The sequence below is a fragment of the Aliiroseovarius crassostreae genome (assembly GCF_025137635.1).
GTDB lineage: Bacteria > Pseudomonadota > Alphaproteobacteria > Rhodobacterales > Rhodobacteraceae > Aliiroseovarius > Aliiroseovarius crassostreae.
On sequence record NZ_CP080772.1, the window covers coordinates 601,359 to 627,645 of the forward strand.

General features: G+C 59.6%; 27 protein-coding genes. 17 read left to right on the forward strand and 10 right to left on the reverse strand.

Going from position 1 to position 26,287, the window contains the following annotated elements:
- Positions 1–29: 29 nt before the first annotated feature.
- Entirely contained in the window at positions 30–368 is a 339-nt protein-coding gene (locus tag K3J57_RS02915; RefSeq protein ID WP_259797013.1) for an ArsR/SmtB family transcription factor, read from the reverse strand.
- Positions 369–597: 229 nt separating this feature from the next.
- Between K3J57_RS02915 and K3J57_RS02920 the strand changes: the two genes are divergently transcribed.
- The 6 genes from K3J57_RS02920 (at position 598) to K3J57_RS02945 (ending at position 3,637) form a co-directional block, all read left to right on the forward strand.
- Positions 598–957 carry an AtpZ/AtpI family protein gene (locus tag K3J57_RS02920; RefSeq protein WP_173485336.1) on the forward strand — a complete coding sequence of 120 codons (360 nt, stop codon included), beginning with the start codon at positions 598–600 and terminating at the stop codon, positions 955–957.
- Positions 958–985: 28 nt separating this feature from the next.
- Entirely contained in the window at positions 986–1,789 is an 804-nt protein-coding gene (locus tag K3J57_RS02925) for a F0F1 ATP synthase subunit A (RefSeq protein ID WP_259774892.1), read from the forward strand.
- Between the two features lie 64 nt (positions 1,790–1,853).
- A complete protein-coding gene (locus K3J57_RS02930) occupies positions 1,854–2,090 on the forward strand; it encodes a F0F1 ATP synthase subunit C (RefSeq protein ID WP_055188564.1) in 237 nt (78 codons plus the stop codon).
- Between the two features lie 103 nt (positions 2,091–2,193).
- Positions 2,194–2,733 carry a F0F1 ATP synthase subunit B' gene (locus K3J57_RS02935; protein WP_259776721.1) on the forward strand — a complete coding sequence of 180 codons (540 nt, stop codon included), beginning with the start codon at positions 2,194–2,196 and terminating at the stop codon, positions 2,731–2,733.
- Positions 2,734–2,737: 4 nt separating this feature from the next.
- The gene (locus tag K3J57_RS02940) at positions 2,738–3,295 is read left to right on the forward strand and encodes a F0F1 ATP synthase subunit B (RefSeq protein ID WP_371732369.1); all 558 of its coding nucleotides are present in this window, start codon (positions 2,738–2,740) and stop codon (positions 3,293–3,295) included.
- Between the two features lie 132 nt (positions 3,296–3,427).
- Positions 3,428–3,637: a YgaP family membrane protein gene (locus K3J57_RS02945; RefSeq protein ID WP_173485338.1), complete on the forward strand. Its 210-nt coding sequence runs from the start codon at positions 3,428–3,430 to the stop codon at positions 3,635–3,637.
- Positions 3,638–3,662: 25 nt separating this feature from the next.
- Here K3J57_RS02945 and K3J57_RS02950 read toward each other — a convergent pair whose 3' ends face one another.
- From K3J57_RS02950 to K3J57_RS02960, 3 genes are all read right to left on the reverse strand, one after another.
- Positions 3,663–4,418, reverse strand: a complete 756-nt coding sequence (locus K3J57_RS02950; RefSeq protein WP_259797022.1) for a FadR/GntR family transcriptional regulator — start codon at positions 4,416–4,418, stop codon at positions 3,663–3,665.
- 129 nt (positions 4,419–4,547) lie between these two features.
- Entirely contained in the window at positions 4,548–5,198 is a 651-nt protein-coding gene (locus tag K3J57_RS02955; RefSeq protein WP_173485340.1) for a YiaD family glycine zipper/OmpA-like lipoprotein, read from the reverse strand.
- A 154-nt stretch (positions 5,199–5,352) separates the two neighbouring features.
- Complete coding sequence (locus tag K3J57_RS02960; protein ID WP_259786273.1) at positions 5,353–6,249, reverse strand: bifunctional helix-turn-helix domain-containing protein/methylated-DNA--[protein]-cysteine S-methyltransferase; 897 nt, start codon at positions 6,247–6,249, stop codon at positions 5,353–5,355.
- Positions 6,250–6,405: 156 nt separating this feature from the next.
- Here K3J57_RS02960 and nth point away from each other — a divergent pair, with 156 nt between their 5' ends.
- Both nth and K3J57_RS02970 read left to right on the forward strand, forming a co-directional pair.
- On the forward strand, positions 6,406–7,062 hold the full coding sequence (gene nth / locus K3J57_RS02965) for an endonuclease III (protein ID WP_259797023.1): 657 nt from the start codon (positions 6,406–6,408) through the stop codon (positions 7,060–7,062).
- Positions 7,059–8,054 (forward strand): adenosine kinase, encoded by a 996-nt coding sequence (locus K3J57_RS02970; protein WP_259797026.1) that lies wholly within the window; start codon positions 7,059–7,061, stop codon positions 8,052–8,054. The genes nth and K3J57_RS02970 overlap by 4 nt, the downstream gene beginning before the upstream one ends.
- A gap of 291 nt (positions 8,055–8,345) precedes the next feature.
- Here K3J57_RS02970 and K3J57_RS02975 read toward each other — a convergent pair whose 3' ends face one another.
- Entirely contained in the window at positions 8,346–8,762 is a 417-nt protein-coding gene (locus K3J57_RS02975; RefSeq protein ID WP_259772846.1) for an OsmC family protein, read from the reverse strand.
- Between the two features lie 31 nt (positions 8,763–8,793).
- Positions 8,794–9,612 (reverse strand): sulfotransferase family protein, encoded by an 819-nt coding sequence (locus K3J57_RS02980; RefSeq protein WP_259793967.1) that lies wholly within the window; start codon positions 9,610–9,612, stop codon positions 8,794–8,796.
- A gap of 161 nt (positions 9,613–9,773) precedes the next feature.
- On the opposite strand from K3J57_RS02980, the gene K3J57_RS02985 reads away from it, so the two are divergent.
- The 5 genes from K3J57_RS02985 to K3J57_RS03005 all read left to right on the forward strand — a co-directional run bounded on the left by K3J57_RS02985 (position 9,774) and on the right by K3J57_RS03005 (position 16,416).
- Positions 9,774–11,351, forward strand: a complete 1,578-nt coding sequence (locus K3J57_RS02985) for a DUF5928 domain-containing protein (protein WP_173485345.1) — start codon at positions 9,774–9,776, stop codon at positions 11,349–11,351.
- Between the two features lie 57 nt (positions 11,352–11,408).
- Positions 11,409–11,795: an HIT domain-containing protein gene (locus K3J57_RS02990; RefSeq protein WP_259797028.1), complete on the forward strand. Its 387-nt coding sequence runs from the start codon at positions 11,409–11,411 to the stop codon at positions 11,793–11,795.
- A 246-nt stretch (positions 11,796–12,041) separates the two neighbouring features.
- Complete coding sequence (locus K3J57_RS02995) at positions 12,042–12,236, forward strand: zinc-finger domain-containing protein (RefSeq protein WP_173485347.1); 195 nt, start codon at positions 12,042–12,044, stop codon at positions 12,234–12,236.
- A gap of 99 nt (positions 12,237–12,335) precedes the next feature.
- A complete protein-coding gene (gene polA, locus K3J57_RS03000) occupies positions 12,336–15,155 on the forward strand; it encodes a DNA polymerase I (RefSeq protein ID WP_259797031.1) in 2,820 nt (939 codons plus the stop codon).
- Positions 15,156–15,423: 268 nt separating this feature from the next.
- Positions 15,424–16,416, forward strand: coding sequence for a cation diffusion facilitator family transporter (locus K3J57_RS03005; protein ID WP_259797033.1), 993 nt, complete (start codon positions 15,424–15,426; stop codon positions 16,414–16,416).
- 136 nt (positions 16,417–16,552) lie between these two features.
- Here the strand turns inward: K3J57_RS03005 and K3J57_RS03010 are convergent, their stop codons facing one another.
- The 4 genes from K3J57_RS03010 to K3J57_RS03025 form a co-directional block, all read right to left on the reverse strand.
- On the reverse strand, positions 16,553–17,245 hold the full coding sequence (locus K3J57_RS03010; protein WP_259797034.1) for a helix-turn-helix transcriptional regulator: 693 nt from the start codon (positions 17,243–17,245) through the stop codon (positions 16,553–16,555).
- Between the two features lie 42 nt (positions 17,246–17,287).
- Positions 17,288–17,665: a VOC family protein gene (locus K3J57_RS03015; protein ID WP_259793972.1), complete on the reverse strand. Its 378-nt coding sequence runs from the start codon at positions 17,663–17,665 to the stop codon at positions 17,288–17,290.
- Positions 17,666–17,817: 152 nt separating this feature from the next.
- On the reverse strand, positions 17,818–18,579 hold the full coding sequence (locus K3J57_RS03020) for a hydroxypyruvate isomerase family protein (protein WP_259793974.1): 762 nt from the start codon (positions 18,577–18,579) through the stop codon (positions 17,818–17,820).
- The gene (locus tag K3J57_RS03025; protein ID WP_259793975.1) at positions 18,579–19,211 is read right to left on the reverse strand and encodes a DUF1285 domain-containing protein; all 633 of its coding nucleotides are present in this window, start codon (positions 19,209–19,211) and stop codon (positions 18,579–18,581) included. The genes K3J57_RS03020 and K3J57_RS03025 overlap by 1 nt, the downstream gene beginning before the upstream one ends.
- A 229-nt stretch (positions 19,212–19,440) precedes the next feature.
- Here K3J57_RS03025 and K3J57_RS03030 point away from each other — a divergent pair, with 229 nt between their 5' ends.
- From K3J57_RS03030 to K3J57_RS03045, 4 genes are read left to right on the forward strand one after another with little or no spacing between them, the layout of a single operon-like run.
- Positions 19,441–20,448 (forward strand): AAA family ATPase, encoded by a 1,008-nt coding sequence (locus K3J57_RS03030; protein WP_259786279.1) that lies wholly within the window; start codon positions 19,441–19,443, stop codon positions 20,446–20,448.
- Complete coding sequence (locus K3J57_RS03035; RefSeq protein WP_259797036.1) at positions 20,445–21,305, forward strand: DUF58 domain-containing protein; 861 nt, start codon at positions 20,445–20,447, stop codon at positions 21,303–21,305. The genes K3J57_RS03030 and K3J57_RS03035 overlap by 4 nt, the downstream gene beginning before the upstream one ends.
- Entirely contained in the window at positions 21,305–24,133 is a 2,829-nt protein-coding gene (locus K3J57_RS03040) for a DUF4159 domain-containing protein (RefSeq protein WP_259797037.1), read from the forward strand. The genes K3J57_RS03035 and K3J57_RS03040 overlap by 1 nt, the downstream gene beginning before the upstream one ends.
- Entirely contained in the window at positions 24,130–26,247 is a 2,118-nt protein-coding gene (locus tag K3J57_RS03045; RefSeq protein ID WP_259793979.1) for a hypothetical protein, read from the forward strand. Before K3J57_RS03040 ends, K3J57_RS03045 begins: the two co-directional genes overlap by 4 nt.
- Positions 26,248–26,287: the final 40 nt, after the last annotated feature.

Sequence of the window (26,287 nt, forward strand, 5' to 3'; positions counted from 1 at the left end):
GCCCCGGCGTTGCCGTGGTCACCCCACGCTCAGCCTTCTGACAGCTGCACCTCAAGGAACCGTTCGAAATCATCCAGATTGACCGGTTCGAACTGGCCAAACCCCTGCATCCAGACCGAGGCGGATTTGAGGGCGTCCGGTTCCAGTTTGCACCATTTCACCCGCCCGCGTTTTTCCTGACTGATCAGCCCAGCCCGGCTGAGGATCGTCAGGTGTTTCGAAATGGCTGCAAGGGACATGTCAAATGGCGTGGCAACATCGGTGACCGCCATGTCGTCTTCCAGAAGCATGGTGAGGATGGCGCGCCGTGTGGGATCGCCAAGGGCGGCAAAGACATGGTCCAGATGCTGGTCGGATGCGGTGGTCATGGGATTATGCCTATTGGGATGCGATCAGATCGTCAACCAATCGGTTGAATTTGCAATTGTGAAGGAAATTGGCCTGCTCGGTGGGCGCTAGGGCAGTGATCCCCCACGGCAAAATTATTAAACTGTTTTAAAACAATGGTTTGCGTGTTTTCATGTTGGCGCTAAACAGCGTTGACTCATGACTGCTTCCCCCTTAGCAAAGGGCGCAAGTATTACCCGGGGGTGATCCATGTCCAATGATCCCGATCCCGAGCGCCTCAAGGCGCTTGAGAAACGCCTGAAACAGGTGCGAGGAACTGAGGAAAAGGAACACGCGGGGGACAAGGCCTACAATCAGGCGCAATATGCCTGGCAGATGGTCGTCGAGTTGATTGCCGGTCTCGGGATCGGTTTCGGCATCGGATACGGGTTGGATGCGCTTTTGGGCACAAAACCCATCATGATGGTGCTGTTCATAATGTTGGGGTTCGCGGCCGGCGTGAAGGTCATGCTTGGCACCGCAGCCCATATGCAGAAGTCCGCGGACGCAGATGCAGGGACAACACCCGGCACACGTTCCGAAGAAGAAGAGGGTAAGACAGGTGGCTGATCAAAGCACAAACAAAGGGTCTGGCGGCATCGCCAAAATCGCATTCTTCGCCGTACTGGCGCTTGTGCTGGTCTCGGGCCTGATCTTTGCGCCTGAGCACCCGGGTCTGGCGATCCATCCGATGGATCAGTTCCAGCTGGCACCGCTGTTCGGCGGGGACCATATTGGCACCTTCACCGTGACCAACCAGACCCTGTGGATGGTGCTGGCAATTGTTGGCATCGTGGCCCTGCTGGTGGTTGGCACCTCGGGCGGCAAGGAAATCCCGACCCGCGCCCAATCTGTTGCGGAACTGGCCTATGGCTTTGTTTACAAAATGGTCGAGGATGTGGCCGGCAAAGATGCCGTCAAGTATTTCCCCGGCATCATGACGCTGTTCATGTTCATCGTTTTCGCCAACTTCCTCGGCCTGATCCCGATGTCGTTCACCTCGACCTCGCATATCGCCGTGACCGCCGTTCTGGCCCTGATCGTGTTCGTCTTCGTGACCGTGCTGGGGTTTGTGAAAAACGGTGCTGGCTTCCTCGGTCTCTTCTGGGTGTCCTCGGCTCCTCTGGCGCTGCGTCCGATCCTGGCCGTGATCGAACTGATCTCGTATTTCGTGCGCCCGGTCAGCCACTCCATTCGTTTGGCAGGCAACGTGATGGCCGGCCACGCAGTTATCAAAGTGTTCGCTGGCTTTGCCGCGGCACTGGGCCTCTTCGGCTTCTTCCCGATCTTCGCGATCGCCGCGGTTTACGCGCTGGAAGTTCTGGTGGCCTTCATTCAGGCATACGTGTTCACCATCCTGACCTGCGTATACCTCAAAGACGCTCTGCATCCGTCGCACTAATCGCGACGGCTGCAGCCCGCTCACACACCTAATTCAAAGCATTCCAACGTAAGGAGAAACGAAAATGGAAGGCAATATCGCTCAAATGGGTCAATTCATCGGTGCAGGTCTGGCAGCTATCGGTTCGGGTGCCGCCGCTATCGGTGTGGGCCACGTTGCTGGTAACTTCCTGGCCGGTGCTCTGCGCAACCCGTCGGCTGCTGCCGCTCAAACCGCCACCCTCTTCATCGGTATCGCATTTGCAGAAGCCCTGGGCATCTTCTCGTTCCTGGTTGCTCTGCTGCTGATGTTCGCCGTCTAAGACCTGAACCATCCTTACGCCCGGGCGGGGGTAGGGATGAGGAACCAACCTGGTTTCGCATTCCAACCGCCGCCCGAAGTAACTCGGTTCCAGGAGAGAAGACATGGCAAGTAACACAAATACCACGGATGCTGCACACGGCGCTGCCGAAGCTGCAGGCATGCCGCAGCTGGATTTCTCGACCTTCGGGAACCAGATCTTCTGGCTCGTGGTGACGCTGGTCGTGATCTACTTCGTGCTGACCAAGATTGCCCTTCCTCGTATCGAAGGCATTCTGCAGTCGCGCCAAACCCGGATCACCAACTATCTGACCACTGCCGAAGAGATGAAGCAGAAAGCCGTTGAGGCCGAAGCTGCATACAATCAGGCGCTGGCAGATGCCCGCCTTGAGGCCAACAAGATCGTGGCCGAAGCGCGTGCTGAAATTCAGGCTGAGGTGGATGCCGCCGCTGCCAAGGCAGATGCCGAGATCGCTGCAAAGGCCGCTGAAAGCGAAGCCGCTATCGCAGAGATCCGCGCAGGGGCCGTGGACAGCATCAAGGCAGTTGCCAAAGATACCGCCAAGGAAATCATTGGCGCTCTGGGGCACTCGGCTGACGCCAAAACCGTGACCGCGGCTGTGACCGCTCGGATGAAAGGGTAAGAACATGATGAAACGCGTTCTCACCCCGCTCGCCCTGATCGCTGCCCAACCGGCATTTGCTGCCGGTGGCGGGCTGGACCTGTCCAACACCAACCTGGTGGTCTGGCTGGCCTTCCTGCTGTTTGTGACCTTCCTGGGTTACATGGGTGTGCACAAACTGTTGGGCGGCAAGCTCGACGAACGTGCCGAGGGCATCAAATCCGAGATCGAAGAAGCTCAGAAACTTGCAGACGAAGCACGCGAAGTTCTCGCGTCTTATGAACGCAAGCAAAAGGAAGTGGCTGAACAGGCAGAGCGCATTGTCGCCCATGCCAAGGAAGAAGCTGCCAATGCCGCTGAGCTGGCCAAGGAAGATCTGAAGGCTTCGATTGCACGCCGTCTGGCTGCCGCCGAAGATCAGATCGCATCGGCCCAGGCCTCGGCTGTCAAGGAAGTGCGCGACAGCGCAGTTTCCGTGGCTATCGGCGCCGCACGTGACGTGATCGCCAAACAGATGACCGCGACCGAAGGCAACAAGCTGATCGACGCCGCCATCAAGGACGTGGAAGCTAAGCTCCACTGATCGCGATTGCGAGACCAGACATCAAAAACCCCGGCTGCAGATCTCTGCAGCCGGGGTTTTCTTTGATGGTTACGGTGATTGACATATTCGTTGTGATGAATATATATCCCCTAAACATCAAGGAGACCGTTCATGAACGCCCAACGCGCCACCATGTCCATTGCCGGACTGTTCATCCTTATCAGCCTGGGGCTTGCCCACCTGTCCGGGCAGGTCAATCTTGGCCAGGTCAGCTGGCTGTGGTTCACCCTTTTCGTCGGGGCCAACCTGTTCCAGTCCGGCCTGTCCGGTTTCTGCCCACTGACCCGCATTCTGGTGCGCCTGGGATTGCGCGCGGCCTGATCCGATTTGCACAAATGAAGGTGTCCTACTGGGCGCTTTCGTGGCTCAGGCGCTGTTTTGCGATCTCTTCATTGCGTTCCGCACGCCGCATATCCGCATAGCCCTGGGCCACAAAATCAAGATGCGCTTCAATTGCTTCCCGGGCGCGCACCGGGTCGCGGGCCTGAAGGGCATCATTGATGTCCCGGTGCTGGTTCAAAAGGTCGGCACGGGTGTTGTAAAGCTGGATGATAACCTGCCGATTGTAGAATACACCACGCTTTAGCAGATCATACATCGCACGCATGACATGCACGATCATCACGTTGTGGCTGGCTTCGACAATGGCGGAATGGAAGTTGGCATCCAGATCAGCCCCTTTGCCAGCCGGCGCGTCTTCCATCTTGCGAAAAATGCTGCCAATCACTTCCAGATCGGTGTCCGAAGCCAGCCGGGCAGCGCGTTCTGCCGCCATCCCTTCGAGGTCACGCCGAAACGCCAGATAGTCATAAACCGCTTCGTCATGGCGCCCCAGCAACCCGGTCAGGGCGGGTGAGAAGGAGCTGTCCAGATCTTCGGAGATGAAAATCCCGGACCCGGCGCGACTTTGCAAAAGCCCCAGCGATTGCAATTCGGCAATGGCTTCGCGCAGGGACGGGCGCGATACCCCCATCCGTTCGGATAAATCGCGCTCAGAGGGAAGCCGCTCGCCGGGGCGCAGCACGCCACGCAGGATCAAAAGTTCGATCTGTTCCACAACGGATTTGGACAGCTTTCCGGCATTGATCTTCTGAAACGGCATCTTGATCCTCGTTCTAGGTGGTAAACTATTATGACCACATGAGGCGGAGAGGCTCAAGCATTCAGCGGAAAAGAAAAAGGCCAGACGGGTGTCGTCTGGCCTTTCTCGTGTCAACGGGCGTGTGCCGGATCAGGTATAGGGGCGAATGATGATCTCGACCCGGCGGTTCTGCTGACGCCCCTCGGGGGTCAGGTTCGAGGCCACCGGGCGGCTTTCACCACGCCCGATCGTGACCACGCGCGAGCTTGGCACGCCATTTTGGAACAGAACCGACGCGACAGAGGCCGCACGGCGTTGCGACAGGGCAAGGTTATAGCCGGCATCGCCCACATTATCGGTGTGCCCGATCACTTCCACAGCCGAGTTCGGATAGTTCAGCAGGTTGCGTGCCAGCGCGCCAAGGTCGCTCCGCAGGCCGGGGTTCACTACGGCACTGTCGGTGGCAAACAGGATGTCCTGCGGCATGGTCACAACCAGGCTTTCCCCGGTGTTCACAATGCGCACCTGATCATTGCCCATCGAGGCTTCCAGCTCACGTGCTTGTTTGTCCAGCTGCGACCCGATCACGCCGCCGACGCCAGCGCCGATGGCGGCACCAAGGGCTGCGCTGCCCAGTTTGTTGTCATCTCCGCTGATCGCGCCGATCAGACCACCGACCATTGCACCGGCCACGGCACCGTCCTTGGTGCGGGGACCCATCTCGCCGGTGGGCGAGGTACAGGCGGTGATCGACAGGGCACCGATGGTGCCGAGAATCAAAAGGGGTTTGGTTTGGAACATTTCTGCCGCTCCTCAATGCGTTAAACTCATGTCTCTGCTACCATGATGCCCTGTTGTTATCGAATAACAAGGGGGAGAATGCGCGGCAGATTGCCGGTAACGCGTTGGTTTCGTGAAGGTGTCGCCCAGCTATTGTAAGGGAAACCAGATCCTGTCAGGCGCTCCGTTTATTGGAGGGCGCTGGGTGTGTCGTCTGCAGTGCGCTCTGGGTTTCCAACTGTGCTGTCTCTCTGGCAAGAAGGGCGCGTTTGACCGGAAGCCCCCAATGATACCCCCCCAACGCACCGGATTTGCGCAATGCACGGTGACATGGGATCAGCCAGCTGACAGGGTTGCGGCCAATGGCGGTGCCGACGGCGCGCACGGCGCGGGGATTGCCAATGGCTGTGGCAACTTCCGAATAGGTCGAGACATGCCCTGACGGGATGCGCAGCAGGGCTTCCCACACCTTGATCTGCAAGGGGGATCCGATCAGGTGCAACGGGGTCTTGCCGCGTTCACCGGGGACCATGTCATAGGCGGCGAGCACCCAGGGGCGCAGGAAAGCCGGGTCTTCGATGAACGTCGCGTTGGGCCAGCGGGATCTGAGGTCGGCCAGTGCCACTTCGGCGCCGGTTTCTTCGGCAAACCCGATCCCACAGATCCCCTTTTCGGTTCCCATCACCAAAGAGGTCCCGAACGGGCTGTCGAACCAGCCCCAATAGATGGTCAGCCCGGTGCCCTTCTTGGCATACTCTCCCGGGCTCATCGCTTCCCACCGCAAAAACAGGTCATGCAACCGCCCCTGTCCGGACAGGCCCACAGAATGGGTGGTGTCCAGCGTGGTGTGCCGGTCCCTGAGCAGGGTTTTGGCGTGGCCCAGTGTCAGGAATTGCTGATAGCGTTTGGGGGAGATGCCCACGAACCGCGAAAACACCCGCTGGAAATGCGCGGGAGAAAGACCCACCCTGCGGGCCAGCTCATCCAGGGACAGGGTGTCCTCTGCGGCATCAATCTCTTGGATGGCCCGCCCGATCAGCTTGTAATGATAGCTTTCTTCCGCCGTGGTCATGATGTTCTCCTTCCCCCATGAGCATGGCCCAAACCTGCGATTTGCGCGACCCGAATGTTGCGCTTTTGTCTGTCTGGCGGGGGATTGGTGCAAAACATCCCCGGAACCGACCGGCCCCCCCTTGTGTCCCAATAAGAGGGCGGGCATATGGATTTCATGACCAGACGTGCCGCCAAACAAATGAGCTACCACGAGATCCGTGAGGTATTTCGTCGGTTTCACGAAGCTGAGCCCGCTCCGAAAGGCGAGCTGGACCACACCAACGCCTACACTCTGGTGGTTGCCGTGGCCCTGTCGGCGCAGGCCACCGATGTTGGTGTGAACAAGGCAACGCGGGATCTGTTCCCGATTGCGGATACGCCGCAGAAAATGTTGGAACTGGGCGAAGAGGGGCTGACCCAACATATCAAGACCATCGGACTTTACCGCCAGAAGGCCAAAAATGTGATCAAGCTGTCACGCATTCTGGTGGAGGAGTATGGCGGCGAGGTGCCCTCGTCGCGTGCGGCTCTTGAAAGCCTGCCGGGGGTGGGGCGCAAGACCGCCAATGTGGTTTTGAACATGTGGTGGAACGTGCCGACCCAGGCTGTGGATACCCATATCTTTCGTGTCGGAAACCGGACCGGGATCTGCCCGGGCAAAGATGTGGTCGCGGTTGAACGCGCGGTTGAGGACAATATCCCGGCCGAATATCTGCAACATGCGCATCATTGGCTGATCCTGCATGGACGGTATGTCTGCAAGGCGCGCAAACCTGTCTGCGGGAACTGCCTGATCCGCGACATCTGTCTCTTTGAGGAAAAGAATCTATGACAAAGACTTACAAGGTTGTCGGCATCGGCAACGCAATTGTGGATGTGCTGACCACGGCGGATGACTCGTTCCTCGAACTGATGGGGATCGAGAAGGGCATCATGCAGCTGGTTGAAAAAGACCGGGCAGAGGTGCTTTACGGCGCGATGGAGGGCCGCAAGCAAGCGGCTGGTGGATCGGTGGCAAACACGCTTGCGGGGATCGGCAAGCTTGGGCTGAAAACAGGTTTTGTCGGTCGTGTTCATGATGATGCGCTTGGACATTTCTATGCTGACGCGATGGAGATGGACGGAACGCGTTTTGTGAACCCGCCGGTGCCGGGAGGAGAGCTGCCGACGTCGCGCTCGATGATTTTTGTGTCTCCCGATGGGGAGCGGTCAATGAACACCTATCTGGGGATCTCGGCCGAGCTTGGACCCGAGGATGTGGATCCGGCGGTGGCTTCTGATGCCGAGATCGTGTTCCTTGAAGGATATCTGTTCGATAAGGACAAAGGCAAAGAGGCGTTCATCGCCATGGCCCGCGCCTGCCGTGGGGCAGGGGGCAAAGCTGGGATCGCCATTTCCGATCCGTTCTGCGTGGAACGCCACCGCACCGATTTCCTGATGCTGATCGAGCACGAGTTGGACTTTGTGATCGGGAATGAGGATGAGATCAAATCCCTGTTTGAAACCGATGATCTGGAAGAGGCGCTGGCGAAAACCGCTGCGATCTGCCCGCTGGTGGCCTGCACCAGATCTGGCGATGGTGTGACGATTGTGCAAAATGGCGCACGCGTGGATGTGCCGGTGGAAGAGATCACCCCCGTGGACGCAACAGGGGCCGGAGACGGGTTTGCCGCCGGTTTCCTGTATGGGCTTGCCACCGATGCTGATATCCGGACCTGTGGTGAAATGGGCTGTGTCGTGGCGGGGGAAGTGATCCGCCATATGGGGCCGCGCGCCGACCGAAATCTTCAGGCGCTGCTGCGGGATCAGGGATTGCTTGCGTGAGCAGAGGTTTTACCAAGCGCGCCCCTTTGAGGGCGCGTTTTTTTGTTTGAGTAAGCCCGAGATATGGCGCATTTCGAAGAAAACTAGAAAACTAGAAAACTAGAAAACTAGAAAACTAGAAAACTAGAAAACTAGAAAACTAGAAAACTAGTTTTGTCTGGGTAAAGGCGCGGTGTGGGTGCCGCCATTCAAGTCAGTAGCAGCACGGAAATCTTACGGTGCTCGTTGATGCTCAAAAAAGAAAAGGCCCCGCAGAAATGCGGAGCCTGAAAGAGGTCTGACCTAGGCGGGTCACTCTGTATCCACAACCTCAAAATCATGGGTGACGTCAGCCGTGGCAGCCATCATGGCGGATGCTGAGCAATATTTGTCGACCGAAAGTGAAATTGCCCGTTCGACCTTGTCTGCCCCGACGCCGCGCCCTTTCACGATGAAATGCAGGTGGATTTTGGTGAAGACCTTGGGATCTGTTTCTGCGCGCTCAGCATCCACCTCTACCTGAACATCCTCAATCTTCTGACGGGATTTTTCGAGGATCGACACCACGTCATAGGCTGAACACCCTGCCGTTCCGATCAGCAGAAGCTCCATCGGGCTGGGGCCGGGCGTGCCGCCTTCTCCATGGCTTGTGCCCAGAACGATATTGTGGCCCGTGCCGGATGTGCCGACAAAAGTCCGGGCTTCCGCCCAAGTTACGCGCGCTTTCATGTCTCTCTCACTTTGTTGTTGATGCGGCTGGTCAGTCGCCCAGCTTTGCATGAACCTCATCCAGGTCGATCTCGCCGATTGGCATCTTGTTGCCCGGGTTCTCGAAGTCATATTTGAACAGGTTGAAGTCCCGTTTGTAGATTTCATAGACCAGATGCATGGACAGGTCGTCGAAATAATCCTCAACCGGGTGGGCACGTTTCGGCCCGTGCCCTTCGCTTTCATTAAAGCGCGGAATCGCGTTCAGATCCACCTGATGGGGCGTGTCGATACTGTCGAGCACCTGCTGCATCCCGTCATTGAACTGTTCGGTCCAGAAGATCTTGTCATAGGTGCCACCATTCAGGATGAAGGTGGACACATGGCCTGACATCGCGGACCAGTGAATGTCCGGATCCATCGGTCGTTTCCAGCGGATCGTGTCGCGCGCAAACAGAAGAAAGCGGCGAAAGCTCTTGATCTGGTCGAAATCAAACGCGTCGTCCGGGCTGCCCACCTCGATCCCATATTTCTGAATGAGCATCGGAACCAGATTTCCGCGGTAGCGTTTGCCATTGCGCTGGATGCCGCAAATCTTGTCAAAGAAGCTGGACAGGATGCGGGCATAGGGGTTTCGGACGCAGGTGAAGGCATAGCTGTTATGGGCCTTCACGTTGTTGATGATCAACTGTTGCGAATGCTCCTGCGACCACTTGTGCAGGCGATCCTTGCTGTCGTGAATGTCGCCGTCGAAAAATTCGCCATGGTCAGAATAGAACATGATCTGACCAATGGTCGAGCAGGCGCATTTGGGCACCACGCGGTAGACCACGCTTTCACTTTCCGTCATCCAGGTGCCGGGAAATCCCATCTAACGCAGCCTCCTTGCCAAATACTTGTGATCGAAACGTCTGTCACGAAATGCAGTTATCACCACTTAGAGGAAAAAAAGCAAAGAAACTCTGTTTATTCAATGGTTCTTCACGTTATTTATGGCAACAATGTCGCTGAAACTGAGGGATTATTTGGTAAATGGCAAAGATTGCCTTCATCTTGTTGTGTCACAAAGACCCTGATGCGATCATCAACCAGGCAACGCGGCTGACAGCTGCGGGCGATTGCATGGCGATTCACTTTGATGCCCGCGCTAAGCCCGCACATTTTCAAAAAATATACGACGCCCTGAAAGACAATCCCAACGTCACCTTTGCCCGCAAGAGGATCAAATGCGGCTGGGGGGGCTGGTCTTTGGTGCAGGCCACGCTTCATGCCGTTGAAGCTGCGGTCGAAGCGTTCCCTCGAGCCACCCATTTCTACATGGTGTCCGGCGATTGCATGGCCATTAAATCCGCGGAATATGCCCATGCCTTTCTGGATCGTGAAGATGTCGATTACATTGAAAGCTTCGATTATTTCGCCAGCGACTGGATCAAGACCGGGATGAAGGAAGAGCGGCTGATCTACCGCCATTATTTCAATGAACGCACCCAGAAATTCTTGTTTTACACAAGCTACAACTTGCAAAAACGTCTGGGCCTGACGCGTGAAATCCCGCATGATATCCAGGTGCAGATTGGCAGCCAGTGGTGGTGTCTGCGCCGCCGGACGATCGAATGGATCCTCGATTTTACCCGCAAGCGCAAAGACGTGATGCGATTCTTCCGCTCAACCTGGATTCCGGACGAAACCTTCTTCCAGACGTTGGTGCGCCATATCGTGCCTGGCCAGGAAATCCGTAGCCGCACCCTGACGTTTTTGATGTTTACCGACTATGGGATGCCCGTCACGTTTTATAACGACCACTATGATCTTCTTCTATCGCAGGACTTCCTGTTTGCGCGGAAAATCAGCCCCGAGGCCCATGTGCTCAAACGTCGTCTCGGTGACCTGTTTGCCGCCGAAGGGGTTGAGTTTCAGATTTCAAATGAAGGACGCTCCCTGTTCAAGTTCCTGACCGGGCGCGGGCGGGTCGGGCAACGGTTTGCCCCCCGCTTCTGGGAACAGGAGGCCACCTTGGGGCGCGAACGTGAATTGCTGATCGTGGTGGCGAAGAAATGGCATGTGGGCAAGCGGGTGGCCCATCGGATCAAACAGGTCACCAATATCCCGACAATTGATTACCTGTTTGATGAAGAAAGCTGCCCGATGCCGGACCTCGGTGGCATCCAGACCCGGCTTGGAAAACGGACCCGGCATCGCAGGGCGTTGATGCGGATGCTGTTTGACTATTACGAAACAGAGCGGTTGGTGGTCTGTATGGACCCCAATAACATGGATCTGCTGCGGGACTTCTTTTCAGACCGCTCGCAGACCAAGCTGCTGGAAGTGGAATGCAATTTCACCAATGACTACCTGCTTGGTCACGCCATGCGGGTCGGGCTGGCCGGCGAGAACACGCCGCGCGAAACCATTGACAGGCTGTTGCCCACCATCCGGTCGGACGTGATGAACGAAAGCGATGAAATCCGTGACGCGGCCTTTGAAGGTTACTTCCGCTTCAGCGAGTTTGCCTCCTCTGAAACCAATACACGCGCCCTTGCAGATTTCCTCTCCATCCCGGACAGTCACGCAAGGGAAATTGCCGAAACAGATCACCTCTTTTCGGACTGATCCCCCTCGGATTGACACCACAAGGCGAATAGCCAGAGAAAAGAAGCGGAGCGCCCCATGGCCTATATCTATGATGACCAGAATATCTTTGCCAAGATCCTGCGCGGTGAAATCCCCAATGACACCGTGCTGGACACGGAACATGCGCTGGCCTTTCGGGACATCACACCACAGGCACCGGTCCATGTGTTGGTGATCCCCAAAGGGCCGTATGTGAACGCAGACCACTTTGCCAACGACGCCACTGACGAAGAGGTTCTGGGTTATATCCGCACCATCGGAGCCGTCTGCAAAATGCTCGATCTTGCCCCCGGTGACCAAAAGGACGGCTATCGCACCATCGCCAATTCCGGCGCGCATGGGGTGCAGGAGGTGCCGCATTATCACACCCATATCCTCGGCGGCCGACCGCTGGGCCGAATGCTTGGCCGCGTGCAGGGCTGATCTCATTTTCTGGGCATAAATATCCCGGGGTGAGCGGTGAAACCGCGAGGGGCAGCGCCCCTGCCATATCGGTGTGTCGTGCGTTTCGAGAGTATGCTGAGTTCCAACCAAACCTCGAAACGCTTTCGTGGAACTGGCCCCGCAGAGGCGGCTTTTCGGCCGAAGAGCGGCCATTCCACGCGCTTCCCTCTTGCCGCCGCGCCGATCATCACTATCATGCCCACAACACATTACATGAGGTGAGCCATGAGCCAATCCGCACCGGAAACCAAACTCGTTGACAGCTACAAACTGGCCTGTGATGGCGGTGAGGGCGCGCTGGGCCATCCGCGCGTCTATTTGCAGATCCCCAATGAACATGGCTGGGTCGAATGCCCCTATTGCGATTGCAAGTTCGTGCATAAGGACCATGCCGACAAGACGGATGACCAGGCGGCGTAAATCCTCGCTCATCTGACAGTTTTTCGGCTGCGGGCAGGCGCTTCGCAGCCGTTTTTGCCTTTGGGATCACGCCGGGGCCACAGGAATGAAGGACGCAACATGACCAGTGACACCGCCGCGCTCGACCAAGGTTTCGGCAAGGGCTGCCACCTGCATCTGGTGGATGGGTCCGCCTTCATCTTCCGCGCCTATCACGCGCTGCCCCCGCTCACCCGCAAATCCGATGGGTTGCCGATCGGCGCCGTGTCCGGCTTTTGCAATATGCTGCTCAAGTTCATCGAAGATCAGACCGGCCCGGATGCGCCCACCCATGTGGCGGTGATCTTTGACCATTCCGGCAAGAGCTTTCGCAACAAGATCTATCCGGCCTACAAGGCCAACCGCCCGCCCGCACCCGAAGATCTTGTGCCGCAATTCCCGCTGACCCGTGACGCCACCCGCGCCTTCAATATCGCCTGTATCGAGGTCGAAGGGTTCGAAGCTGACGATATCATCGCAACACTTGCGCGCCGTGCTGATGCGGCGGGTGGGCGCGTCACGATCCTGTCTTCCGACAAGGACCTGATGCAGCTGGTCGGCGGCGGGGTCGAAATGCTTGACCCGATGAAGAACAAGCGTATCGGCGTGGAAGGTGTGGAAGAGAAATTCGGCGTCGGTCCCGATCGTGTGGTCGATGTGCAGGCGCTGGCAGGTGACAGCGTGGACAACGTGCCCGGTGCGCCGGGGATTGGCATCAAGACGGCGGCGCTTTTGATCAATGAATTTGGCGACCTCGACAGCCTGCTCGCCCGGGCCGAAGAGATCAAACAGCCCAAACGACGACAGACCCTGATTGAAAAGGCGGATCAGATCCGCCTCTCTCGCGAGTTGGTCAAACTGGATGACCAGATGGATCTGGATCTGGATCTCGCCACGCTTGAGATGCAGGATCCGGAGCCGGAAACATTGCTGTCATTCCTTGCGGATATGGAATTTCGCACCCTTACCAATCGCATTGCCACCCGTCTGGGGGTAGACGCGCCCGAGATCCGGCAGCCTGAAACCGCGCCCGGCCTGTCCACGCCCGAAGCCCCCGCAATCAACCCGGAGGCCTATGAATGGGTCCGGGACGGCGCCGCGTTGGCCCGCTGGGTAGAGGTGATCCGCACCCGCGGTTACGTGGCCATCGACACCGAAACCACCGGTTTGGACGAGATGCTCGTGGACCTTGTGGGGATCTCGCTTTGTGTGGAACCGGGCACGGCCTGCTATATCCCGCTGGCTCACAAGACCAGCCAGTCCGATGATCTTTTTGGGGGGGATGAACTGGCAGAAGGGCAGATGGCGCTGGACGAGGCGCTGGCGATCCTGAAACCGGTGCTCGAAGATCCGGCCATCCTCAAAATTGGCCAGAACATGAAGTATGATGCCAAGATTTTTGCCCGGAACGGGGTGAAGGTGGCGCCGATTGATGACACGATGCTGATGTCATATGCCCAGAATGCAGGGCTGCATAACCACGGCATGGACATTTTGTCCGAACGCTATCTCGATCATAAACCGATCTCGATCAAAACCCTGCTGGGCACTGGCAAATCCGCGATCACATTTGACCGGGTGCCGATCGAGGAGGCGGTGAAATATGCAGCCGAAGATGCTGACATCACCTTGCGCCTGTGGCAGTTGTTGAAACCGCGCCTGCACAGTGCAGGGGTCACGCGCGTCTATGAACGGCTCGAACGCCCGCTGGTGCCGGTTCTGGCCGAGATGGAAATGACCGGGATCAAGGTGGACCGCGATGTGCTTTCGCGCATGTCCAACGCATTTGCGCAGAAAATGGCAGGTTATGAGGCCGAGCTGCACGAGATCGCCGGGCGCGCATTTAACGTGCAAAGCCCTGCACAGGTGGGTGAAATCCTGTTCGGGGAAATGGAACTGCCCGGGGGCAAGAAAACCAAGACAGGGCAATGGTCAACCCCGGCGGATGTGCTGGAAGATCTCGCCGCTGAGCATGAATTTGCCGCGCGCGTTTTGGACTATCGCCAGTTGCAGAAGCTCAAATCCACCTATACCGATGCGCTTCAGGACCATATCCACCCGGAGACGGGGCGGGTGCATACCTCGTATCTGCAAACCGGGGCCAATACGGGCCGCATGGCGTCAAAAGACCCGAACCTGCAAAATATCCCGGTGCGCTCAGAAGAAGGCCGCCGCATCCGTGAGGCCTTTGTGGCCCCGGAAGGGAAAAAACTGATCAGCCTGGACTATAGCCAGATCGAACTGCGCATTCTCGCCCATATGGCCGGAATTGATGCGTTGAAACAGGCATTCCGTGACGGGCAGGATATTCACGCCATGACCGCGTCGGAAATGTTTGATGTGCCGCTGGATCAGATGACGCCGGAGATTCGCCGCCAGGCCAAGGCGATCAACTTCGGTGTGATCTACGGCATCTCCGGCTTTGGTCTCGCCCGCAACCTGCGCATCCCCCGCGCAGATGCACAGGGCTTTATCGATCGCTATTTCGAACGCTTCCCGGGCATTCGCAAATATATGGATGAAACAGTGGCCTTCGCAAAGGAACACAAGCGGGTTGAAACCCTTTTTGGGCGCCAGATCCACACACCGGAAATTGGCGCAAAAGGCCCGCAGGCGGGCTTTGCAAAACGCGCGGCGATCAACGCCCCCATTCAGGGCACCGCTGCGGATATTATTCGTCGTGCCATGATCCGCATGCCGGATGCCATCAAGGGGCTGCCTGCCAAGATGCTGCTACAGGTCCATGACGAGCTTATCTTCGAAGTGGATGAAGCCGCCGTGGAGGAAGTGATCGGTGTTGTGCGCAACGTGATGGAGGGGGCGTCTGAACCCGCCATCAAGCTTGACCTGCCGCTTGTAGTTGACGCCGGGGTGGGCATGAACTGGGCAGAAGCGCATTAAGCTCCCTTTCCTGCGCTCCCGCGAACGCCTCCCCCGACGCGTCTTTTTCTTGCCTGAAATACCTCGGGGTGAGCCTCGAAGAGGCGAGGGGCAGCGCCCCTTTCCCGCATCACATCCGTCTGCTTGGAAAAATGCAAAGACCTGCAAAAAGCCCCTTGAACCTCTAGTTGCTAGAGCAATTAAGTAGTGAGGTGAAACAGAAATCCGGGTGTTGCTCCGCAGCTGACCAGCCCCCGGTCTGTGCTCACAATCAGCGAAGGGTGACCCGATGCCTTATGACCACAATCACACTCATACCCACCAAACAGGGCATAAACACGGGCATGGCGGGGGGCACGGGCATCACCACCACCATATTGACCCGGAGGCCGGGGACCTGAGGGTTGGTCTCGCCGTTGCGGTAAACGTGCTGTTGACCGTGGCCCAGATCATCGGCGGTGTCCTGTCCGGCTCTGTCGCTCTGATTGCGGACGCGATCCATAACCTGTCGGATGCAGCGTCGCTGGCGATAGCCTTTTTTGCCCGAAAAATCGCGCGCCGCCCCACCGATGCCCAGATGACTTTTGGATATAAGCGGGTTGAGCTGGTCGCTGCCCTGATCAACCTGACCACATTGGTGGTGATCGGGATCTACCTGGCCTACGAAGGGATCATGCGGTTTTTTGAACCGCCCGAGGTGGCCGGGTGGCTGGTGATTATCGTGGCTGGCGTGGCGCTGGTGGTGGATGTGATCACCGCGTTGCTGACCTGGAGCATGGCCAAGGACAGCGCCAATATCCGTGCGGCCTTTCTGCACAATGTGGCAGATGCGCTGGGCTCTGTGGCGGTGATTGTGGTGGGGGTTCTGATTGTCGTCTTTGACTGGTATCTCGCTGATCCGATCGCCACGTTGGGTATCGCGGCCTATATCATCTGGATGGGGTTGGGGGAGTTGAGGGGCGTGACGCGCATCCTGATGCTCGGTGCCCCTCCGGGGCTGGATGTGGAAGAGGTGATCCGTGCCATGGAAACGGTGGAGGGGGTGGAGGAAGTCCACCATGTTCACCTGTGGCAGATCAGTGAAGAGGTGACCTCGCTTGAAGCGCATGTTGTTGTCATGCCCACCAACTGGTCGGAGGCAAATGCGGTGAAAACCGCCCTCAAAACCACCCTGAACAACCGGTTCGGAATTGGTCATGTCACGCTGGATATGGAAGCGCCGGGGGATGTCTGCGTAGCGCCGCGGCGGATTGGTGGCACCCGCCAAAGCGTTTCGGGTTAACCCACGCAACATGATTGGCTCGAAATGCGCACAATTTGATGCCGCCTGCCGCGGTTCGGTGTCCCCCGTGTCTAGGGGCGCCGGACACGCAATGGAACGCATTTAAGCGGGGGGGCTGATCCAGGGCAGGTGTGAATCAGGTTTCGCAGGCCTCTGCGTGCATGCGGGCATAGAAGGCGGAGAGCGACTTCTCGCGCTCTTCGCGATACACCTCTCCGGTGGTGAAACCTTCAATGCGATCCACGCGGAACATGCGAAAATCCGAGCGCAATTCACACCAACCCACCACGCACCAGCCGGTTTGCCACAACCACAGCCCCAGCGGACGAATGGTGCGGGTGGTCTGGCAACCGTCGCCATCGGCATAGGTCAGATGCAGGCGCCTGCGCGCGCCGACGGCGGCCTCGATCTGATCAATGAAATGACGATCCCGGTCCGATGGTGTCAGGGTGGGACCGGCATGTACTTCCACCCGGTCTGCCGCCGCCGACAGGGCTTCGGGCAGCACCGCGCGGATTTTACCGTGCGCGTCATGGGCCGATTTTGCCATTGCAGCCCCGCCCATGCGTTCGATCATCGAGATCCCGGCAATCAGCGCCATCACCTCGTCACGGGTGAACATCAGCGGAGGAATATCATAGCCCGCACGCATCACGTATCCGACCCCGGCTTCGCCCTCGATCGGCACGCCAGAGCCGATCAGATCGGCAATATCGCGATAGATCGTCCGAGGGGAGACCTCAAGTTCGGAGGCAAGATCTGCAGCCCGCGTCAGCCGGCCACCCCGCAGCAACTGGACAATCTGGAACAGGCGATCAGCGCGGCGCATCTTTCTGTTCCTCCTGACATTTGCTGCGGGGGCCGGGTTGGTTTAGGTCGTTTTCGGCTCGAACAGGCCTATCGTATTGCCATCAGGGTCGGTGGCATAGACAAAACGTCCATAGGGGATTTCCACCGGATCGCTGCTGATTTTGCCTCCCGCTTTTTCCCAGGCCTTGCGGGCGTCTTCCAGAGGGCAAGTCAGGTTGATATGCACGATATTGCCGCTGCCCGACGCTGCGGGAGTGCCTTCGTAAAGATTGCCTCCGACCGTGTCCATGCGCCCCCCCAGAACGGCCATCGGCGCGGGGCTGTTCGTGTCGATCACCATCGACCAGCCAAAGGCCGCATTGTAAAACGCCACGGCTTTTTTCAGGTTGCGGACGGGAATTTCGGTCCAGACCACAAGCGGGGCAGGTTGGGTGTCCATGTCATATCTCCTTATCTGATGTGATAAGGGCAGTGTGACACACCCCTCCTGACAGCGTTCTGTCAGGAGCCTTGGACCGGGAGGGTTTTTCTTATGTAAGCCGTATGGTGACGGTCATGGCCATGGTTGCGGCCGGGGTGGGTAAGATGGTTTCAGCCCAGACCGTCGGTCAACCAGATCAGCCCTGACTGGGTCTGCGCCGTAGGGTGGTATTCGCCGCTGACCCAGCCATTATACCCTTCGCGGTCCAATTGCCGAAACCAGCGCGGATAGTTGAATTCGCCCCGGATCGGTTCCTTGCGATCCGGAATGCCACCCACCTGGATGTGGCGCACCAGATGGCGGTGTTCCGCCCAGCAGCCCAGCACATCCCCGGTGATGCGATCTGCATGATAGGCGTCAAACTGCAGGCCCAGATTGGGGGCGTTGACCTCGGCAATTACCTCGGCAGCCTGATCAAAGGAGTTGAGGAAATATCCCGGCATGTCATCCGTGTTGATCGGTTCGATGGTCAGGCTTTGACCGGGGGCCATCCGGGCCGCCCATTTCAGGTTTTCGACATAGGTCCTGTGTGCAACAAGCCCCTCGGCCTTGCCTGCCATAATGTGGATGTGGCTGGCTTGAAAAGCTTTTGCATAGCGCAGGGTGCGTTTGAAATCATACTGAAACCGTTGCTGCCCATTTGGCGTTGCTGCAAAACCACGCGCGCCCCCGGTGTAGTTTGGTGGCGGAGTGTTGATCAGCACCATATGCAACCCGTTTGCGATCAGCTGCCGTGTTACCAGCTGGGCGGCGTCCTCATAGGGAAACAGCACTTCCACAGCCTGAAACCCCGCCTCTGCCGCGGCCTGAAAACGCTCCAGAAATGGAAGCTCCTTGAACAGGAAGGTCAGGTTGGCTGCAAAACGCGGCATCAGGGGGCAAGCTCGTCAGCGGGGGTGATCGGGAAGAAAACCCCGCCCGACCAGAGACCAAACCAGCGTGTTCCCTCCAGCTCATGAGGGCAGGCCAGATCCATCAGACGATAAAAGGTCTTGCGGTCAATGCGGGCATCCAGATTGCCGCGCACCCGCACATAGGGGCGCGGTGCACCGTCAGGCCCGTCCAATTCAATCCTCAACGCCGCCGCGGGGCCGGCGGTGGTGGTGTCCCCCAGATTGGTGGTGAAGGTCAGGCGCTGATCGTGGCCTTCCCCTGTCACGTCAACGTCTTCGGCGATGAAAGGCACATCCTCCACCTGAATGCGAAACCGTTCAACTGGAGTGACCAGCATATAGCCCGCCTCGTTGCCGTCTTCGCCCGTGTCATATCGCAAGATTGAGGCAAACAGGCGCACCAGCCCGGGGCGGGTAATCGCGCGCCCCTCGTGGATCCACGCTCCGTCACGGGTGATGCGCATATCCATGTCCCCCGAAAAGGCAGGATGCCACAGATGCACCGGCGGCGGGCCTTTGGGCGCGGCCAGCTTAACCGCCTCTGACAAGCGTTTGGCGTCCGGTCCGGCCCCTGCCACCGGCGATTTCCCGTCACTTGGCGCTTTTGTCATTTGTTCCCCGCGAGTTTTCGGACTTAAATACAAGCTAAAGCGTTTCGACGTTCACCTGAGACAGGGAAAGGTCGAAGCGCTGCAAGAGATATCAAAGTTATGGGCGTTTCGGAATAACCATGTGTCACAAGTTTATCCCGAAACGCTTTAAAGTGTTTGCGGATCAAGATGAAGCACCGACAGCTGCCCCAATTGTTTTGCTGCGACATTTTCACGAAAGGGAGGGTTCATGGATCAGGGTATTTCCGACCACGGCATCGTGGCTGAGCTGGAGGCGCTGGGCGAGAAGCTCGTCTCTGCAAAGGGGGAAATCACGCGCCAGATCATTGGTCAGGATCTGGTGGTGGAACAGGCGCTTGCAGCCCTTCTTGCCGGCGGGCATGCGCTGTTGGTTGGGCTGCCCGGATTGGGGAAAACCCGACTGGTTGAAACCATGGGTGCGGTGATGGGGCTGCGTGATCGTCGCATTCAATTCACCCCGGACCTGATGCCCGCCGATATTCTTGGCGCCGAGGTGCTTGAAGAAGGGGATGATGGGCGACGTCATTTCCGGTTTGTAAAAGGTCCTGTCTTTTGTCAGCTTTTGCTGGCGGATGAGATCAATCGCGCCAGCCCCCGCACCCAGTCGGCCCTGTTGCAGGCGATGCAGGAACGTGAGGTTTCGGTCGCAGGCCACACCCATGCGCTGCCCGCCCCGTTCCATGTGCTGGCTACCCAGAACCCGCTTGAGCAGGAGGGCACCTATCCCTTACCCGAAGCGCAGCTTGATCGGTTCTTGCTGCAAATTGATGTTGATTATCCCAATCGCGCAGATGAGCGTGCGATCCTTCTGGCCACCACCGGTGAGGCCGAAACCGCGACGCGCCGGATCCTGACACAAGAGGAGCTTCTCCGGGCTCAGGAACTGATCCGTCTGATGCCGGTCGGTGACAGTGTGGTCGAAATGATCCTGGATCTGGTGCGCGCCTGTCGCCCGGATGACCCGACCGCACCAGAGGCGCTGAAAAAGGCGGTCAGTTGGGGGCCGGGAACACGGGCCGCGCAGGCGCTGATGCTTCTGGTGCGGGCCCGCGCGGCTCTTGATGGGCGGCTGGCCCCGGATGCGGGGGATGTGCACGCCCTGGCGCGCCCGGTATTAAGCCATCGTATGGCGCTTGGATATGGGGCGCGGGCAGAAGGGGTGGTGCTTTCCGACCTGATTGACACGGTGCTGGCCCATATCGGGGCAACCGCATGACCGCCGCGGGCACCTCTGGCCAATTGCGCGCGGCTGCGCAATTGACCGAGGGGTTGCCCTCACTTCTGCTGGCGGCCCGTCACCTTGCAGATACGGTGCAGCTCGGAGATCACGGGCGCAGGCGGGCGGGGCAGGGGGATGCATTCTGGCAGTTTCGCATGGCCCAGCCCGGCGACCCGGCGCATCGGGTCGACTGGCGTCGCTCGGCCCGTTCGGATCAGGCTTTTATCCGTGACCGGGAATGGCAGGCAGCCCAGACAGTGATGATCTGGGTGGATCCTGCGGCGTCGATGGGGTTCAGCTCAGAGCGAAACCTGCCCAGCAAAGGCGTGCGCGCACAGCTGATTTCCCTTGCCGCGGCCCTTTTGTTCCTGCGTGCGGGGGAGCGGGTGGGGTTTGTCGGTGAAGCCCGCCCCCCCATGCTGGGAGAAGGGCGCCTGCCGTCCCGACTGGATGGGTTGACCATGGCCCCCGCAATGCCAGACCATTTTCCACGCCGCGCCCGTGCGCTGATCCTGACCGATGGATTGGCGGACCCGGAAACCTATTTGGGCGCGCTGGAGCAGGCCGCTCAGGCCCGTGTGAAAGGGGCCTTCCTTCAGGTGCTGGATCCGGCAGAAGAACACTTCCCATACACCGGGCGCACCCTGTTCATGGATATGATGGACAGCCCCCGGTATGAAACACAGGAGGCTGCTGATCTGCGCGACGCGTATCAGGCGCGGTTGAAAGCCCGCAAAACCCTGCTGTCCGGCGCCTGTGGTCAGGCCGGGTGGGTCTATCATGGCCATATCACCCACGATGCCCCTGCCGCAGTGCTGATGTGGCTTTATCGTGCATTGGAAGGGGGGGCGTAATGGGCGCGCTGGGGTTTGCATCACCATGGTTGCTGATGGCCCTGTTGGGGCTGCCTGCCCTGTGGTGGCTGTTGCGGGCCATACCGCCCGCGCCAATCCGGCGCCGCTTTCCGGCGGTCACGTTGCTGCTTGGCCTTTCGGATCAGCGGGTAGAGGCGCGTAAAATGCCGCTCTGGCTGCTCTTGCTGCGCCTGCTGGCCCTGGCCCTTGTGATTGTCGGCCTTGCGGGGCCGGTTCTGTCGCCGGACAAACCTCGCAGCGCTGAGGGGCCACTGATTGTGGTGATCGACAGTTTCTGGCCCGCTGCCGCAGATTGGGCGCAGCGCGTGGCCGCCGTGGACAAGATCCTGCAACAGGCTGAGCAGGCTGGACAGGTGGCGTTGATTGCCCTGTCCGATCAGGAAACCCTGCCCGCTCTGGCACCTGCCGCCTTTTGGCGGGAACGGCTGGCGACAATGACACCCGTGCCATGGGACGGGGCATACCCGCTGTCCACCCTTGCAGCCCTGCCCGAGGGGCACACGGTCTGGATCTCTGACGGGGTGGTACGGTCAGGGCGCGGCGAGGCGCTTGCGCTGAGAGAGGCACGTGGCACGGTTGAGGTGATGCAGCCTGAGCGAACGGTTCTGGCGCTTGCCCCGGCGGTGCTGGACGGAAACGAGGTGCACCTGCGCGCGCTTCGTATCCCCGCGGGGCCCAGCCTGTCGGCAAAACTGCAGGCATTTGGCCGTGATCCCCTGGGGCAGCTCCGCCTTCTGCACAGTGAAGACGTGGCATTTGTCGCGGGCAACAGGCAGGCCACGATCCGCCTGACCCTGCCACCAGAACTGCGCCACCGGGTGCAACGGTTCGAAGTGTCAGAGGAGGGGGCAGGGGCGTCAATGGGGCGCTCAGCCGGGCAGGTGTCACTGGTAGGAGAGGGGCTGACCCGCCGCCGGGTCGCCCTGCTTGGCGCGCAGGACAGCGAAACGCTTGCGCTTTTGCGGCCGGATCATTTCCTTCGCGCCGCACTGGAACCGACAACCGAAATCGTCGAAGCCCAGCGGTTGGAAGACGCGCTGCGGGCCAGCCCCCATGTGATTATTCTGCCCGATGTGCCGTTGATCCCGGAACCGGATCAGCGCGCGCTTGCAGAGTTTGTGGCCGAGGGCGGGCTGCTATTGCGGTTCGCAGGTCCCCGTCTTGCGACGGCCGAGGGCGCGCGCCGTGTGGAAGAGCTGTTGTTGCCGGTGCGCCTGCGGGGGAGCGGTCGCGCCGTGGGCGGTGCGATGAGCTGGGGCGCCCCGCAGCACTTGGCCCCTTTCCCCGCGGATGGTCCCTTTGCCGGGCTGCGCGTTCCTGAGGATGTCAGTGTCCGGCGGCAGGTGCTGGCGGAACCCGGCCCCGATCTGGCCGAGCGCGTTCTGGCACGCCTGTCCGATGGAACGCCGCTTGTGACCCGCAAGCTGATAGGGGCGGGGCAGGTGGTGCTGTTCCATGTCGGGGCAAATGCTGAATGGTCCAATCTGGTTCTGTCCGGGCTGTTTGTCGAAATGCTGGAGCGCCTGACCTCGGCCACGGCAACGCAGCCCCTGACCTCGCAGCAGGGTGACCTGCAGGATTTACAGACCTCGCTTTGGCAGATGGACGTCGCCCTGAACGCCTTTGGACAGCTTGAGAGCAAACAGCCCCCGCTCGTGATCAATGGCCAGGAGATGGCCCTGGCCCTGTCGGGGAAGGTGGGGCGCAACACGCCGCCCGGGCTTTATGTCAGTGATGCACGGCAGAGTGTGATCAACGCCGTGTCGTCAGACACCGAGCTTCTGCCCGCCAAATGGCCATCGCGCATCGTGCCGCATTGGGGCGGTGAGACCGGCCCACGGGAATTCGCCGGGCAGGTGCTTTTGGTGGCGTTCTTGCTGATTTTGCTGGATGGGATCGCGACGCTCTGGGTCTCCGGCCGGATTTTTGGTCAAACCCCTGTAAGGGCAGCGGCCCGGGATGTTCCACGGGTCTTCATCCTGACCGTGATTTTGTCCGGGGCGGCGCTTGTGGCGGTGCCTGATGTTGCGCGCGCGCAGGGGGCGGGAGCAGGCGAGGCTGATGGTGGCAAGGTGGCCCGCGCCGCCGCCGAGGTGACGCTGGCACATGTGCTGACGGGGGATGCCGATCTGGACCGGCTGGCCCAGGCGGGGCTGATGGGCTTGTCCGAGGCTTTGTTTGCGCGCAGTTCGGTTGAACCCGCCGCCCCGGTCGGGGTGGATCTTGAGCAAGATGAGCTGTCAGTGTTTCCGCTGCTGTATTGGCCGGTCTCAGAGCAGCAACCCCTGCCATCCGCATCGGCCTATGATCGGTTGGCGCAATATCTGGCAACGGGGGGGCTGATCTTGTTTGACACCCGTGATGCAGGCCTTGGCGGCGGCGGGGCAGAGACGCGGAAATTGCAGGATCTGGCGGCCCCTTTGTCCCTGCCGCCCCTCGACCCGATCCCGCCCGATCATGTTCTGACACGGAGCTTTTACCTGATCGACAGTTTCCCCGGTCGTCACAGTGGTCCGGTCTGGGCCGAGGCCGCTTCGCGCGGGGCAGAGCAGGTGGAGGGGATGCCATTTCGCCTGCTCAATGACGGGGTGACCCCTGTGATTATTGGTGGAAATGACTGGGCGGGGGCCTGGGCCATACGTCCCGATGGAAGGCCGATCCTGCCGGTGGGACGCGGCTATGCCGGCGAGCGTCAGCGCGAAATGGCGCTGCGGTTCGGGATCAATCTGGTGATGCATGTGCTGACCGGAAATTACAAATCCGATCAGGTACATGTCCCGGCGCTTTTGCAGAGGTTAGGGCAATGAACGACCCTTTTCCCGATTTGCAGATCCTGTTTGCACCCCTTTTGCCATGGACGTGGCTGGCATTTCTCGCGGTGCTGGGCGTGGTGTTTCTGGCCGTGGTGGTCTGGCGCAGACTGCCGGGATGGCCGCTGCGCGCCCTTGCGCTGCTGGCGCTGGGAGTGATGCTGACGGGGCCGAAACTGCAAGAGGAAACCCGTGATCCGCTGCCGGATATTCTGTTGGTGCTGTCTGATGAAAGCGCATCGCAAAGCCTTGGTGACCGGGCCCAGATGCGGGCACAGGCGCTGGGCTGGCTTGGGCAGGCCGCCGGTGCCGCCCAGCTTGATCTGCGGCAGTATGTGATCCCGACCGCGCCCGGTGACGAGGGCACGTTGCTCATGCCCGTGTTGGATGAGGCGCTTGCGACCCTGCCGCTGGCACAGTTGGCGGGGGTGGTGATCGTTTCCGACGGGGGGCTTCAGGATTTTGAACCCGCTGCCGCGCGCCTGAGCGCGCTTTCCGTGCCGGTGCATCTTCTGCAAACGGGTCGGCAGTCGGATTGGGATCGGCGCCTGACCATCCTGCGGGCGCCGAGATTTGCCCTGGCAGGAGAGCCTGCGGTGATCCAGCTGAGGGTTGAGGCGCTGGGGCCTTTCGAGCAAGGGCCGGCCGAGCTGCGCCTCTCTGTCGATGGGGCCGCACCAAGCCGCCATATCATCCCGGTGGGACGAGACATGGAGCTTCCCGTCAACCTCGACCATGCAGGTGAAACCGTGGTGCATCTTGAACTCGTGCCGCTTGAGGGCGAGTTGACGGATCGAAACAATCAGGCGGCGTTGCGTATCAATGCAGTCCGTGATCGGTTGCGGGTGCTGCTGGTGTCTGGCGAACCTCACCCCGGAACACGCACCTGGCGCAATCTGCTGAAATCAGATGCCTCTGTCGATCTGGTGCATTTCACGATTCTGCGCCCGCCAAACAAGCAGGACGGGGTGCCGGTAAATGAGCTGAGCCTGATCCCCTTTCCGACGCAGGAGCTTTTCATCGACAAGATTGACGAATTTGACCTGATCATTTTCGATCGTTATCGGCTGCGGGGAATCCTGCCGGGATACTATTTGGAAAGCGTGCGCGATTACGTGGACCGCGGCGGGGCGGTGCTGGTTGCGGCCGGCCCGGAATTTGCCGGCGCGGAAAGCCTGTCCCGCTCCCCTCTCGGAGAGGTCCTGCCGGCCCGACCAACCGGTCTTGTGATCAACGAAGCGATGCGCCCGGAAGTGACAGGGCTGGGCCAGCGCCACCCGGTTACCCGGGCGCTGCAATCCGATACGCCCACCGATACGCCCACCGACAACCCCTGGGGAAAGTGGCTGCGCCATCTGGAGGTTGCGCAAGATAGCGGGCAGGTGGTTCTCCAGTCTCCCGCAGGGCGGCCTTTGCTGGCACTGGACCGCGCAGGCGAGGGGCGTGTGGCGCTGATTGCCACCGATCAGCTCTGGCTCTGGGCGCGGGAGTTTGACGGAGGCGGGCCACAACTGGAGCTTTTGCGGCGGCTCGCCCATTGGATGATGGGAGAGCCGGAGCTTGAGGAAGAGGCGCTGAATGTTCGGGAAACCGAAGACGGGGGCATCGTGGTCACCCGGCAGACCCTTGCTGACACGCCGGAGCCCTTATTTGTGCAAACGCCGGAAGGGGAGAGGCAAGAAATGTTGATGCAACCGGACGGGCCGGGACGTTTCATGGCGCAGCTTTCCGGGGAGGGGGACGCGGCTGAGGGGCGCGCGCAAGGCGTCTACCGGTTCTCGCAGGGGGACATGACGGCGGTCGCGGTGCATGGCGCGGCGGCACCAAAAGAGTTTGCCCAGCCGCTGGTCTCTCCGGACGCGTTGGAGGGCGTTCTTCCGGCAAGGCTCGGCAGGGTCTGGTTGCTCGAAACCGGGTTGCCAAGGCTGCGGGCGATAGATGCCGGGGACGTGGTGTCCGGGCGGGGATGGATCGGATACCAGCCACGCAACGCCTATCTTCGCCGGGATCTGCGGTTGCGGCCTGTGCTGCCTGCGCTGCTGTGGCTTTTGAGTGTCGCAGGCGCAGTGATACTGGCCTGGTGGCTGGAAGGGCGCCGCCGGTCGGGCTGACACTTCGGGATCTGGATCGGTGTGTAGGTGGCCCACCCAG

Excerpts from the sequence above, each read along its gene's own strand:
- K3J57_RS03005 (WP_259797033.1), top strand. The coding sequence starts at position 15,424 with ATGCCTTATGACCACAATCACACTCATACCCACCAAACAGGGCATAAA.
- K3J57_RS03025 (WP_259793975.1), bottom strand. The coding sequence starts at position 19,211 with ATGACAAAAGCGCCAAGTGACGGGAAATCGCCGGTGGCAGGGGCCGGA.
- K3J57_RS03040 (WP_259797037.1), top strand. The coding sequence starts at position 21,305 with ATGGGCGCGCTGGGGTTTGCATCACCATGGTTGCTGATGGCCCTGTTG.
- K3J57_RS02945 (WP_173485338.1), top strand. The coding sequence starts at position 3,428 with ATGAACGCCCAACGCGCCACCATGTCCATTGCCGGACTGTTCATCCTT.
- K3J57_RS03035 (WP_259797036.1), top strand. The coding sequence starts at position 20,445 with ATGACCGCCGCGGGCACCTCTGGCCAATTGCGCGCGGCTGCGCAATTG.
- K3J57_RS02985 (WP_173485345.1), top strand. The coding sequence starts at position 9,774 with ATGGCAAAGATTGCCTTCATCTTGTTGTGTCACAAAGACCCTGATGCG.
- K3J57_RS03015 (WP_259793972.1), bottom strand. The coding sequence starts at position 17,665 with ATGGACACCCAACCTGCCCCGCTTGTGGTCTGGACCGAAATTCCCGTC.
- K3J57_RS02995 (WP_173485347.1), top strand. The coding sequence starts at position 12,042 with ATGAGCCAATCCGCACCGGAAACCAAACTCGTTGACAGCTACAAACTG.
- K3J57_RS03010 (WP_259797034.1), bottom strand. The coding sequence starts at position 17,245 with ATGCGCCGCGCTGATCGCCTGTTCCAGATTGTCCAGTTGCTGCGGGGT.
- K3J57_RS02990 (WP_259797028.1), top strand. The coding sequence starts at position 11,409 with ATGGCCTATATCTATGATGACCAGAATATCTTTGCCAAGATCCTGCGC.
- K3J57_RS02920 (WP_173485336.1), top strand. The coding sequence starts at position 598 with ATGTCCAATGATCCCGATCCCGAGCGCCTCAAGGCGCTTGAGAAACGC.
- K3J57_RS02960 (WP_259786273.1), bottom strand. The coding sequence starts at position 6,249 with ATGACCACGGCGGAAGAAAGCTATCATTACAAGCTGATCGGGCGGGCC.
- K3J57_RS03045 (WP_259793979.1), top strand. The coding sequence starts at position 24,130 with ATGAACGACCCTTTTCCCGATTTGCAGATCCTGTTTGCACCCCTTTTG.
- K3J57_RS02915 (WP_259797013.1), bottom strand. The coding sequence starts at position 368 with ATGACCACCGCATCCGACCAGCATCTGGACCATGTCTTTGCCGCCCTT.
- K3J57_RS02940 (WP_371732369.1), top strand. The coding sequence starts at position 2,738 with ATGATGAAACGCGTTCTCACCCCGCTCGCCCTGATCGCTGCCCAACCG.
- K3J57_RS02970 (WP_259797026.1), top strand. The coding sequence starts at position 7,059 with ATGACAAAGACTTACAAGGTTGTCGGCATCGGCAACGCAATTGTGGAT.
- nth (WP_259797023.1), top strand. The coding sequence starts at position 6,406 with ATGACCAGACGTGCCGCCAAACAAATGAGCTACCACGAGATCCGTGAG.
- polA (WP_259797031.1), top strand. The coding sequence starts at position 12,336 with ATGACCAGTGACACCGCCGCGCTCGACCAAGGTTTCGGCAAGGGCTGC.
- K3J57_RS02935 (WP_259776721.1), top strand. The coding sequence starts at position 2,194 with ATGGCAAGTAACACAAATACCACGGATGCTGCACACGGCGCTGCCGAA.
- K3J57_RS02975 (WP_259772846.1), bottom strand. The coding sequence starts at position 8,762 with ATGAAAGCGCGCGTAACTTGGGCGGAAGCCCGGACTTTTGTCGGCACA.
- K3J57_RS02930 (WP_055188564.1), top strand. The coding sequence starts at position 1,854 with ATGGAAGGCAATATCGCTCAAATGGGTCAATTCATCGGTGCAGGTCTG.
- K3J57_RS03020 (WP_259793974.1), bottom strand. The coding sequence starts at position 18,579 with ATGCCGCGTTTTGCAGCCAACCTGACCTTCCTGTTCAAGGAGCTTCCA.
- K3J57_RS02955 (WP_173485340.1), bottom strand. The coding sequence starts at position 5,198 with ATGTTCCAAACCAAACCCCTTTTGATTCTCGGCACCATCGGTGCCCTG.
- K3J57_RS03030 (WP_259786279.1), top strand. The coding sequence starts at position 19,441 with ATGGATCAGGGTATTTCCGACCACGGCATCGTGGCTGAGCTGGAGGCG.
- K3J57_RS02950 (WP_259797022.1), bottom strand. The coding sequence starts at position 4,418 with ATGCCGTTTCAGAAGATCAATGCCGGAAAGCTGTCCAAATCCGTTGTG.
- K3J57_RS02980 (WP_259793967.1), bottom strand. The coding sequence starts at position 9,612 with ATGGGATTTCCCGGCACCTGGATGACGGAAAGTGAAAGCGTGGTCTAC.